An 11,584-nucleotide genomic window follows, 5' to 3' on the forward strand; every position below is an offset into this window, starting at 1 on the left:
GGCGCATTCATGGTTCAATCGATTTCGCAAATTGATACCACGATACGAGAAGACGGACCTCTCGTACATTGCACTCAACACCTTGGCGGCCGCTATGATTGTCTTGAACAAAATCATGGCTATTTATAGATAAGCACTAAGTCGCCATGCTCGCCCTGTCTTGTCGGATGGGGCGGGCATGTTCCTTTTCAAGGGATGGATTGCTTGCGTGACAACTCACTCTGACACCATGCTCAGGCGATCCGCCTCCTCTTTTTCCGTACCAAGCCTTTGCACACGCTTGTTCTCCCTGCTTAGAAAACCTGCCGTTTGGTGTCTCCTGCTGTTCTTGGTCGTGCCCGGTTCACAGGTACAAACCAAGGAGTCTTTTGTCATCAGCGAGCAGATCATGCGCCGGATGGCCCAGCGATTCGGGACCGACGCCCGCACGCGCCTGCTCGCCTGGCAAAACCTGATACAAACCACCGAGGGAAGCGATCGAGGCAAGCTGGAACGAGTCAATCGTTTCCTGAACACCATGCAGTTCGTCGACGATGCCATTCACTGGAAGCAAACCGATTACTGGGCGACGCCCATCGAATTCGTCGCCAGCAACGGCGGCGACTGCGAGGATTTCGCCATTGCCAAATTTTTTACCCTTATCACGCTCGGCATCCCCGAAGACCGCCTGACCTTGACCTACGTCAAGGCCCTGCGCCTCAATCAAGCTCACATGGTTCTAACCTATTATCCGACGCCGGGCGCGGAGCCGCTGGTTCTCGACAATCTGGTCGAGGCCATTTTGCCCTCTTCGCAGCGGACCGATTTGTTGCCGGTCTACAGCATGAACGGCTCGGGGCTTTGGCTGGCGAAACAACGCGGCAAGGGACAGCTGGTCGGCGGCAGCGACCGGCTCAAGCGCTGGAATGACCTGCTGGACAGAATGTCCGACGAAACGGAACTGGACAAGGAAAAAACCCCATGACACTTTACCGACAATTGCTGCTCTTCACCCTGCTCATCTTGGTTTGCCTGGGGATTGGCCTCTGGGTCGGCGACCACAGACGCACCCGGGACTTCCTCACCGACCAGTTGGAGTCCCATGCCCAGGACACCGCGACTTCGCTCGGCCTCTCGTTGAGCACCTTGGCCAAGGGAACGGACGTCCCGGCCATGGAAGCGATGGTCAACGCACTTTTTGATCGTGGCTTTTACCAGCGCATCCTGCTGCGGGACATCGAGGGAAAAGTATTGATCGACCGGCACGCCGACATGTCCATCGAAGGGGTGCCGGACTGGTTCATCCGTCTGACCCCGCTCCAAGCCCCGCAGGCCGAGGCCCTGATCATGCATGGCTGGCAGCAGTGCGGCTCGGTCATGATCGAAAGCCATCCGGGCTACGCCTACAAGGCCTTGTGGAAATCCGCCCTGGCGGCGACCCAATGGTGCGCGGCCGCGGCCATGGCCGTGGCCTTGCTGGGCGGCTTTGGCCTACGCCGGCTCCTCCGCCCCCTGCACCGGGTTGAGGAACAGGCCCAGGCCCTGTGCAACCGGAAATTCATCATCCAGGATCAGCTGCCCCGCACCAGGGAGTTGAGGCGGGTCGTCCTGGCCATGAACCGGATGACCGAACGCATCCGGGCTCTGTTCGACGAACAGACGGCCATTGCCGAGACCCTGCGGCAACGGGCCTACCAGGACACGCTGACCGGTTTGGGCAACAGGCGCTTTCTGGAGGCGCAGGCCAAAACCAAGCTTACGGGCAGGACGACGCCGGTCAGGGGTGCCCTGCTCCTCATCCATATTCGCAATCTGCAGGCGATCAACCAGCAGCAAGGATATACGGCCGGCGACCAGTTGATCAAGGAGGCGGCGGCAAGCATCAAGCACGCCTGCGCCGCACTGGTCGAAGTCGAAGTCATCGCGGCCCGGCTGAGTGGCGGCGACTTCGCCCTGCTGCTGCCCAACGCGGACATTGCCATGGCCGAACAATTGGCCGACACCATCCTTGCCGAACTGTGCCCGCCGGATGCCCAACAGGCCGGCCAGCCGCTGCCCGTTGTCTGCGGCGGCGCAGTCCACAACCAAGAAATCGCGTTAGGTGCCTTGCTTTCCCAGGCCGACACCGCCCTGGCCAGTGCCCGTTACCGGAACGACAATCGCGCAGTCATTGTCCCACCATCTGGGGAGATGGCGCCAGCCGTCACCGGCAGAAGTGAACGGCAGACCTTGCTGGAGGATTTTCTCGCCCGAGGTTCGGTCGTTCTGTACAGTCAACCGGTGGTCAGCCGCGACGATCGAAACCTGATCGTGCACCATGAGCTGCTTGCCCGGATGCCCGACGACCAGGGCAACCATCTGTCAATCGCTAGGTTCCTACCTCTGGCCAAGCAATCGGGACTGATGCCGGCCCTTGATCGCCTGATCCTGGAACAGATCTTCAGCCTGCCCCCTGACCAGTTTACGCCACGACGGATCACGATCAACCTCTCGCCGCTTTCGCTGGCCGACAGCGGCTTCGTTGCCTGGTTTTCCTCGCATCTGCGCCGTTGCGCCGAAGCCGGCCTGGCAATCCAGGTTGAATTTCCCGAATTCCGCGCGGTGCGGTACCTGTATCTGATCAAGCCCTTTGCCCAGGAAATCAGGTCCATGGGGCACGCTTTCGGCATCGACCATTTCGGCCAGGCCTTTTCTCACTTCGGCTATCTCAAATCCCTGCTGCCCGATTATGTCAAAATCGATCGGGCCATCACCAATGAATTGCAGAATGCCGGCGACGACAGCCATTTCTTTGTCAGCGCGCTGTGCACCGTGGCCCACAGTCTCGATATCAAGGTGGTGGTGGAGGGGGTTGAAACCGAGCAGCAATGGCAGACCGTCACCGGCCTGCCCATCGACGCCGTTCAGGGTTTCCTGATCCGGCGGCCCGAACTTGTACTGCGGAAGTAGGGGAAGAAATCAGAGGATATCGTCGACCATCAGTTGTGGGTCCGCCATCTGGGCGCGCATCTGTTTACGGCCAAGGATCTTGTCCCGCGCCTGCGGCGGCAGTTCGGTGATCAGGATCAGGTTCTTGGCCACCAGGACATCGATCAGGTCCTCGAGCACCCGTACCATGGTGGCGTCCGAGGCCATCAGCTGCAAGTCCAGCGTCTCCATGCCGCCGTTGGACCGGAGAAAGGCCAGGACCTCTGCGTCAAGCAAAGAGGCGGGTTCCAGGCCCGTTTTTCCCTCCCCATCTCTGTGAATGGCGGCAATGGCCCCCTGTGCATCCCGTTCTATATATAACATTGGCTGCTCCGATGAACCTCTTGGTGCGTTGGATTTTCTTGTGATACAATCAGCATACCATAGACATTGATCGATCCACAACCGGACTGTGCACCACATTATGAATGCAACGGAAAGCCCCCAGCAACAAGAAAGCTGGCGTATCGACCTCGAGCCCGACGCAGTTGACGACCCCCTCACCGACTGTTTGCTCCAACTCGGCAAATTATACGATTTACCGGTCTCCCGCACCGGACTGCGCGCCGGCCTGCCCCTGGTGGACAACCGGCTCACCGTGGAGCTCTTCGGCCGCGCGGCGGACCGGGCCGGCCTGGCAGCCCGATTGATCAAGCGCCCTCTTGCCAAGATGTCCAATTTCGAACTGCCCACCGTGCTCCTTCTCAACGGTGGCCAGGCCTGCCTGTTGACGAGCATCGAGCACGAACAACAACGGGCGGTCGTGATGCTGCCGCAAGCAGGGCTTGGCGAGACCGAGTTGCTGTTAAGCGAACTCGAGCGGCACTACAGCGGATTCTCCTTCTTCGTCCGGCCCAAGTTCCGCAAGGACCGGCAGCTCGACCAGCGGCAGCAGCTGCTGGCCAAGGACAGCCACTGGTTCTGGGGCGCGGTCTTTTCGTCCTGGCGGATTTACCGGGACGTCCTCTTGGCCTCGCTGCTGATCAATATCTTCAGTCTGGCCAGCCCCTTCTTCACCATGAACGTCTACGATCGGGTCATTCCCAATCTGGCCTTCGAAACCCTGTGGGTTCTCGGTATCGGCATCGGCGTGGTGTACATCTTCAACCTGATCCTGAAGGGACTCCGGGGATATTTCATCGATGAGGCCGGCAGAAAGACCAACCTGCGGGTCTCGTCGGCCCTCTTGGAACACGTGCTCGGACTGCGGCTGGAAGTACGGCCGAAATCGGTGGGAGCGTTTGCCAAAAAACTGCAACAGTTTGAATCAATTCGAGATTTCATCACTTCGTTTTCGATCACCGCCATCATCGACCTGCCCTTCATGTTCCTGGGTTTGCTCGCCGTCTGGTATTTGGGCGGCCCGATCGTCTTGATCCACTTAAGCGCCGTGCTGCTGATGGGCTTGTTCGCCTGGGCCATGCAAAAGCCGCTCAAGCACGCCGTGGAACAATCCCTGCAGGCTTCGGCCCAGAAAAATTCGATTCTGATCGAGGGACTTGCCGGCATCGAAACCGTCAAGATGCTGGGCGCCGAGAGCCAGATCCAGCGCGCCTGGGAAGAAACGGTCAGCTTCATTGCCACCTGGAGCAGCCGCTCCCGGATCTTTTCCTCCTCGGTCACCCATTTCGCCGACTTCGTCATGAACCTGACCACGGTGGCGACAATCATCGCGGGCGTGTACCGGATAGCCGCCGGCGAGCTGACCCAGGGTGGCATCATCGCCCTGCTCATTCTCTCCCGCCAGGCCATAGCACCGATGTCCCAGGCGGTCAATCTGGCCACCCGCTACCACCAGGCCAAAGCTGCCCTGATGGAGCTGGAAGCGGTGATGGCCCTGCCCGTGGAGCGGCCGCCGGACCGTGCCTTCCTGCTTCGCCGCGAATGCCGGGGCAAGGTCGCCTTCGAGCAGGTCAGCTTTCAATATCCCGAACAGTCCGGCCTGGCGCTGAACAATATCGCTTTGACCATCGAACCGGGAGAGCGGGTCGCGATCATCGGCGCCATCGGCTCGGGCAAGACCACCTTGGGCAAACTGCTGCTCGGCCTCTACGAACCGACCGCCGGCATGGTGACCCTCGACGACACCGACATCCGCCAGATCGATCCGGCCGAACTGCGCCGTTTCATTGGGTATGTCCCCCAGGATATCACCCTGTTTAGGGGCACCATCCGAGACAACATAGTTCTTGGCTCGCCGGAAATGGAGGACGACCGCATCCTCCAGGCCGCGCGGCTTTCAGGAGTAAGCGAATTCGTCGGCCGGCACGCCAAGGGATTCGACTTGGAAATCGGCGAACAGGGCCGAGGTCTTTCGGGCGGCCAGCGGCAAAGCGTCGCCATGGCCCGGGCCCTGCTGCACGATCCGCCCATCCTCGTTTTCGACGAGCCAAGCAGTTCCATGGACAACCGCAGCGAAACGCGGCTCAAGCAAAATCTCGCCCAACTGCTGCCCGGCAAAACCCTGATTCTGATCACCCATCGCGGCTCGCTGCTCGACCTGGTCGACCGGATCATTCTCATCAACAATGGCGTGGTAGTGGCCGACGGGCCCCGCGAACAGGTCATGACCGCGATCAAAAGCGGACAGATTCATCTTTAGACGTACACAACCATGAGCGAGCATCAAGCAAACAACGAGCGCCCTCCGGTCTCTTCCGGTTTTTTCCGCCGCCTGTCGGAACCCGACCCCGATCTCGTCACCGATATCCGGTCGACCCTGCTGCTGCAAGACCCTCGGGGCGGACGGCTGATCGTCTGGCTGGCCGGCCTCTTTTTTCTGTTTTTCACCCTCTGGGCCGCCTTTTCCCAAATCGACGAGGTCACGCGGGGTGACGGCAAGGTCATCCCGTCCCAGCAGATTCAGATAGTGCAAAACCTGGAAGGCGGCATTCTCGCCAAGCTGCTGGTCAGGGTCGGCGACGTCGTCGACAAGGATCAACTGCTGCTTGAGATCGACAAAACCAGGTTTTCGGCACCCTACCAGGAAAGCCGGATCAGCCTCCTGGCGCTGAAAGCCCAGATCGCCAGACTGGAAGCCGAAACCCAGGACAAGCCGTTTACCGCGCCCGAAGAAGTGGCCAAGGAAAAACCGGAAATCGGGGCTCGCGAACAAAAGCTGTACAATTCGCGGAAGGAACAGCTGGCCGCCAAGCTGCAGATCCTGCAGGAACAGTTGAACCAGCGCAAACAGGAATTGGCCGAGCTGCGTTCCAAGCAGGATGAGTTGACCCGGACTTCCGGGCTGTTGCAGCGGGAATTGGCCATGACCAGGCCGCTGATCGCGCAAGGTGCGGTCTCCGAAGTCGAAGTGTTGCGGCTTCAGCGCCAATCCAGCGAGATGACCGGCAACATCGAGGCGACCCGGATCGCGATTCCCAAGGTGGAGTCGAAGATTGCCGAGGCCAAGAAAGCCATGGAGAACGAGCAGCTCGCTTTTTCCAATTCGGCCCGGTCCGATCTGAACGAGGCCTATTCCAAACTCGAAAGCATCAGCGCCAACGCCGAAGCCCTGATGGATCGCCTGCAGCGCACCGCTGTCCGTTCTCCGGTGCACGGCACCATCAACCAGATCAAGGTCAACACGGTAGGCGGCACCATCCAGCCGGGCATGGATTTGGTCGAGATCGTGCCCCTAGAAGACACCCTGCTGGTCGAGGCACGCATCAAACCGGCCGACATCGCCTTTCTGCGGCCCAACCAGCATGCCATGGTTAAGTTTACCGCCTACGACTTCACCATTTACGGCGGTCTGGAAGCGAACCTGGAGCACATCAGCGCCGATTCGATCACCGACAAACAGGGCAACGATTTCTATCTGGTCCGCCTGCGCACCAAGCAAAACCATCTAGGTGGCAAGGACAAACCCTTGCCAATCATTCCGGGCATGGTGGTCTCGGTGGATATTCTCACCGGCAAAAAGAGTATTCTCTCCTACCTGCTCAAACCTGTACTCCGCGCCAAATACACGGCCCTGAGGGAACGCTGACATGAACCTGATTCTCTGCTGCGGCAATATCAGCCTGCGGGAACGCTGGGCCGCCACCCTTCGCACCCTCTTCACCGTCTACCAGACCAGCACCTTGCAGGATCTGCGCATCCTGGTCGGCCAGGGGGTTTCCTTCGACCTGTTGTTTGTCCATCGCGCGCTCATCGATCGGGAAATAGTGGCCTACATCCGGGAACGGCAGCCGGCTTGCAAACTCTTCATCTTGTCCGACCGGCCGGACGACGCCGAGGGACTGGGCTTTCTCCGCCAGGGGGTGGTCGGCTATGCCAACAGCTACATCAATTCGGAGCGGCTCCTGGAAGCGGCACGGGCGATCGCATCGGGATCGGTCTGGATCAACCAGCAGTTGATGCAGCGATTGATCGCCGAATCGGCCCACGCCGCGCCGCCGGAGAATGGGGAGGAAAGCACGGACAACCCAGGCCGGCAGCTTGCCAACCTGTCGAACCGGGAGTATCAGATTGCCGGCCTGGTGGCGGAAGGATTGGCCAACCTGGAGATCGCCGAACAGTTGGGAATTACCGAGAGAACGGTCAAAGCCCATCTCGGCGCCATTTACACCAAGACCGCCATCCGCAGCCGCCTGGGCCTGGCCCTGCTGTTCAACAAAAAAAAACCGGCCTGAACCAATCTTTCTGGTCCAGGCCGGTGCGTTTTACAGACCCGATGGGCAATGTGCCCGATTAATGATGTCCGACCGAACCGACAAGGTGATCAAGCCCTCCCTGATCGTGCATTTCATTGCCACCGCCTTCCGAACCGCCAAAGGCCCCGTGTGCCCCGCCGCTACCGGCATGGTCGTGTCCCGAGCCCTCGTGGATCGCATCGCCGCCATCTCGATGCAAGTCCTCAGCCGCCGCAGTGCTTAACAAGCCCGCCTTGTGTTCGGTCGTGTCGGAGCTGCCGGCACTTTTGATGGTCACATCGAAGGGATCCGTTTTGGCCGTGTCGCCGTCGCCATCGGTGGCAGTCACGGTGTAGGACAAGTTCGGATCGTGGTCGAGCTGATCGACGGTGAGACTTTTGACCTGGTAGGCGCTACCCTTAGCGGCTTTGTTGGTGTCGAAAACAATTGTATCAAAGCCACTCGATTTCAGACTAAAATCAACTTCTCCGTTTGCGCTACCCGTTATCGTCCCCTCTTCGACCAGCACACCGTTCAAATAGGTGGCGTAATGTGCCGTTTCCGGGATAAATGTATCCCCGTTCTGTATCTGCCCCAACCCTGTGAGCGTGAAATGGACCGATTCCACGCTCTGGGTATTCCCATTCCCATCCTGGAATTCCATGGACAGGAAGTCACCGGTACCGATGGTGTGATCGCCCTTGCCGCTATCGACCCCGAGTCCCTTGCTATCCCATTGCACATTGGCCGGGTTCCCATTGCAGGTTCCGGTGACATGCACCTGCATGTCGTTCGTGATATCGAAGTCAACAGAAGCGGTGCCGCCGGTGGTATCGTTTGAAAATACTGTGGTTGCCTGGAGCGGATCGAGAACGTGATCCCCCATGGTTACCTTGTACGTACCGGAGCCGGGATCGAGACTTACCGAAAAGACCGAATCATGGGTTCCATCGATAACGGCATGGATCCCCCCGGCACCGTCACTCTCATAGACCAGCGCTTTGCCGCCGGAGGTCAGGGCATGGCCATGATTATCGACAACTGTTTTGCCGACAAGGCTGTCACCTTTGATATCCCCCAACTGGAGCGCCGAGTTGTCGGCCGGGCCGTCATAGCCAAAATTGACGTCAAAATGGCCTGTTGTCGACGCATCGGGCGTGTTGGCCAAGCTGGCTTTCTCACTCCCCTCCGACAGCCCGATCATGGGCCCATCGTCAAGGACCGTGACTGTGAAATCCTTGCTGATGCTATCGCCGTCGCCATCCGTCGCCACCGCCGTGATCTTGATATCCAGGGGATCGTTCGGATCCGACGAGTTGGGATGGTCCAGCGCCTTGAGCTGGGTGAAAGTGTAGGTCCCGTCACCATTGACGTGCAGTGTCCAGGCATCGTCCGCCCCGGTCAGCGTCTGGTTTAAGGCATCCCACGTTGCCCCGTCCGCGCTCAAGGTCAGGCTGCTGCCGGTCTGATCCGCGCCAAAGTTGAACTCCAGCTTTCCATCCACGGTATGGCTGGGACCGGTCTCATCCACCGTTTGATCGTCAACATCCAGTCTTGGTCCATCGTCGTAGACCGTGACCGTGAAATCCTTGCTGATACTGTCGCCGTCGCCGTCCGTCACCGCCGCCGTGATCTTGATATCCAAAGGATCGTTCGGATCGTCAGTGTTGGGATGGTCCATCGCCTTGAGCTGGGTGAAGGTGTAGGTCCCGTCATCGTTCACATGCAGCGTCCAGGCATTATCCGCCCCGGTCAGCGTCTTGGCATCGGCATCCCACGTCGCCCCTTCGGCACTCAAGGTCAGGCTGCTGCCGGCCCGATCCGCGCCAAAGTTGAAGTTCAGAGTTCCATTCACTTCATGGCCTTGGCCCACACCATTGCTCTCATCCACACTCTGGTTACCCACGTCTAGGGTCGGCCCGTCGTCGAGAATGTGGATCACGACGCTGCCGCCATCCGCCCGGTTGCCGTTCGAATCGATTGCACCAAAGGAAAATTGATCGCCGACCTGATCCGCCGTGCCGGTGGCACCCTTGCCCGGATGGTCGAGTGTATTGCCGTCCAAGGTATAGGTCCAAGTGCCGTCGCCGTTGATGGTCAAATCGCCGTACTTCCCTTCCACCGTCAACGAAGTATTGGAACCGTCGATGGTAATGGTTTGTCCATTGCCGAAATCGAGCGTACCGGGGCCACCGTCACCAAAATGTACTCCCAGGTCCGCCAGGGTGCCTCCCTGGATTTGGCTGCCGGCAACTGGATGAGTCCCGAAAGGCAAATTTGCCTCATCGAAGGTCAATTCCGCATGGCCGACAAGGGGGATCGAAGGCTCAATGACAGGTACTTCGCCAGAAATTGCCGGAGATTCCTCCGGTCGCCCGCCTGGAGGAGGATCCAAAAAATTGAGTCCGACACCGATGGTTTCGGCACCCGAATCGGGCATTACTTCCATATGATCGGATTCAAAAACGACGACCTGTCGGCCGCCGCCCCTGGCTCCCGGAGCCCCGCCGGTACCGGTACCTGCCGCAGGCGCGGGCAAATCGGTGGTGGGATCTATGGTTCCATCTTGAAGGGCGGCCTGGATATCCGTGACCTGGGCTACGGCATCCGCACCCCCTCCCGCATGGCCACCGCCATAGACGTCCTCGTCCAGCTGGACGTCCGACATCCGCCCCAGGTCGAGGTGACCCTGCTGGTCGGCAAGTGCGATGGAAATGCTGCCGTCAGGCCCGGTGACTATCCGCTCATGGGCATAGACGGGACTGTTCGGAGTCAGAATCCGCTCGACGCCGGTGGGAGAAACGGCCTTGACCGTGCCGTATACGATGAAAGCCTTGCCTATGGTTTGTGTGTTTGCTGGAGCCATGCGCCCCTCCTTTGACAATGAAGAAACACTGAAATTGGTTTGATTTGCCTCTACCGTATACCAGAAAAAAAGAATCCACCATTGTACCAAGGTACTATTGTTCCTTTTTTCGGATGGCGTATGATACAGTCAACATCAGAAAGCACATTGACCGGGACGGAAAGGCCCCGGCCCTTTTTATCAGACACCCGCTCTAAAGGAGACACCATGAACAAGCACGCATACTCAATCGCCCTGTTTGCCGCCTCGGCCTTCTTCCTGGTCGCAGCCAATGCCCAAGCAGTGTACATCCCGGACAACTACCATGGTGACGGTACCGTGGCTCAAGACTTGTCTCCTGGCACAAACCCGGACGTTTACGATCTCGATAATCAAGGATACGATGTTGCCGGCATGGACGTGAAAGTGGAGGGAAGCAAATTGACCGTGGTGTTGAATGGAAACTATTTCAAAACCTGGGGTAATTCCTCCGAAAACGAGATCTTTCAACCTGGACCACTTTTCCTGAGCACCGATGGCTGGAATCCAACCGGAACGGCTACCGACTTCTACGCCAGCGACAACAAGAACAATGGGGAGAAGTGGGAATATGCGGTAACCTTGAACAATCTCATGAGCAACGGGGCCCCTGAGATGGGTGGCACAACAAGCCTCTACAGCACAACAGACGGCACAATTACATCCGGATCGCTGCGGACCATGCAGGAAGCGTGGTTCACCCCAGAAAACAAGGAAGATGCATTGGCCACAGGCAGTTGGCTGCTCGATCCATCGCAGTCCACTCTCACGATTACGATTGACCTGAGCAAGACCGGCTGGGACGGAATCCAGGATCTGGGCCTCCATTGGACCATGGCCTGCGGCAACGACGTTATCGAGGGCGCCTACTCCCCCACCACTCCGGCCCCTGTTCCCGAACCAGCAACCGTGCTGCTGTTCGGTGCCGGCCTGATCGGATTGGCCGGATGTGCCCGCCGCCGGAACAGATAAGCGTTCTTTTTCCCCAAACACGAACGACCGCTTCCCTTGTTGGGAGGCGGTCGTTTTTTTATTTCTGCGCCAAGACGCTCCGACAAGGGGCCTTCCCGCCACCGCCCCAGGAAGCGGTTTCGCTTCCAACTGGATCGTGGTATGGTGC

8 protein-coding genes and 1 pseudogene are annotated in these 11,584 nt (G+C 58.9%); 7 read left to right on the forward strand and 2 right to left on the reverse strand.

The window, feature by feature from the left end:
* The 3 genes and pseudogenes from RMR13_RS15385 to RMR13_RS08525 all read left to right on the forward strand — a co-directional run.
* Positions 1-133, forward strand: a pseudogene (locus RMR13_RS15385) (IS5/IS1182 family transposase); the annotation flags it as partial.
* Positions 134-334: 201 nt separating this feature from the next.
* Entirely contained in the window at positions 335-964 is a 630-nt protein-coding gene (locus tag RMR13_RS08520; protein WP_310600215.1) for a transglutaminase-like cysteine peptidase, read from the forward strand.
* Complete coding sequence (locus RMR13_RS08525) at positions 961-2,928, forward strand: EAL domain-containing protein (RefSeq protein ID WP_310600216.1); 1,968 nt, start codon at positions 961-963, stop codon at positions 2,926-2,928. The genes RMR13_RS08520 and RMR13_RS08525 overlap by 4 nt, the downstream gene beginning before the upstream one ends.
* 9 nt (positions 2,929-2,937) lie before the next feature.
* Here the strand turns inward: RMR13_RS08525 and RMR13_RS08530 are convergent, their stop codons facing one another.
* Entirely contained in the window at positions 2,938-3,183 is a 246-nt protein-coding gene (locus RMR13_RS08530) for a hypothetical protein (RefSeq protein ID WP_310600217.1), read from the reverse strand.
* Positions 3,184-3,370: 187 nt separating this feature from the next.
* On the opposite strand from RMR13_RS08530, the gene RMR13_RS08535 reads away from it, so the two are divergent.
* From RMR13_RS08535 to RMR13_RS08545, 3 genes are read left to right on the forward strand one after another with little or no spacing between them, the layout of a single operon-like run.
* On the forward strand, positions 3,371-5,548 hold the full coding sequence (locus RMR13_RS08535; RefSeq protein WP_310600218.1) for a type I secretion system permease/ATPase: 2,178 nt from the start codon (positions 3,371-3,373) through the stop codon (positions 5,546-5,548).
* A 12-nt stretch (positions 5,549-5,560) separates the two neighbouring features.
* Positions 5,561-6,934, forward strand: coding sequence for an HlyD family type I secretion periplasmic adaptor subunit (locus tag RMR13_RS08540; RefSeq protein ID WP_310600219.1), 1,374 nt, complete (start codon positions 5,561-5,563; stop codon positions 6,932-6,934).
* A gap of 1 nt (position 6,935) precedes the next feature.
* Positions 6,936-7,580 (forward strand): response regulator transcription factor, encoded by a 645-nt coding sequence (locus tag RMR13_RS08545; RefSeq protein ID WP_310600220.1) that lies wholly within the window; start codon positions 6,936-6,938, stop codon positions 7,578-7,580.
* 58 nt (positions 7,581-7,638) lie between these two features.
* Here RMR13_RS08545 and RMR13_RS08550 read toward each other — a convergent pair whose 3' ends face one another.
* On the reverse strand, positions 7,639-10,446 hold the full coding sequence (locus tag RMR13_RS08550) for a retention module-containing protein (protein ID WP_310600221.1): 2,808 nt from the start codon (positions 10,444-10,446) through the stop codon (positions 7,639-7,641).
* Positions 10,447-10,653: 207 nt separating this feature from the next.
* Between RMR13_RS08550 and RMR13_RS08555 the strand changes: the two genes are divergently transcribed.
* Positions 10,654-11,436 carry a PEP-CTERM sorting domain-containing protein gene (locus RMR13_RS08555; protein WP_310600222.1) on the forward strand — a complete coding sequence of 261 codons (783 nt, stop codon included), beginning with the start codon at positions 10,654-10,656 and terminating at the stop codon, positions 11,434-11,436.
* The last annotated feature ends 148 nt before the right edge of the window (positions 11,437-11,584 follow it).

Origin of the sequence: Desulfobulbus sp. (genome assembly GCF_031547805.1) — a bacterium.
Lineage (GTDB): Bacteria > Desulfobacterota > Desulfobulbia > Desulfobulbales > Desulfobulbaceae > Desulfobulbus.

What these genes read in the sequence shown, in the direction of transcription:
- RMR13_RS08555 (WP_310600222.1), top strand. Translation starts at nt 10,654, where the DNA reads ATGAACAAGCACGCATACTCAATCGCCCTGTTTGCCGCCTCGGCCTTC.
- RMR13_RS08540 (WP_310600219.1), top strand. Translation starts at nt 5,561, where the DNA reads ATGAGCGAGCATCAAGCAAACAACGAGCGCCCTCCGGTCTCTTCCGGT.
- RMR13_RS08550 (WP_310600221.1), bottom strand. Translation starts at nt 10,446, where the DNA reads ATGGCTCCAGCAAACACACAAACCATAGGCAAGGCTTTCATCGTATAC.
- RMR13_RS08545 (WP_310600220.1), top strand. Translation starts at nt 6,936, where the DNA reads ATGAACCTGATTCTCTGCTGCGGCAATATCAGCCTGCGGGAACGCTGG.
- RMR13_RS08535 (WP_310600218.1), top strand. Translation starts at nt 3,371, where the DNA reads ATGAATGCAACGGAAAGCCCCCAGCAACAAGAAAGCTGGCGTATCGAC.
- RMR13_RS08525 (WP_310600216.1), top strand. Translation starts at nt 961, where the DNA reads ATGACACTTTACCGACAATTGCTGCTCTTCACCCTGCTCATCTTGGTT.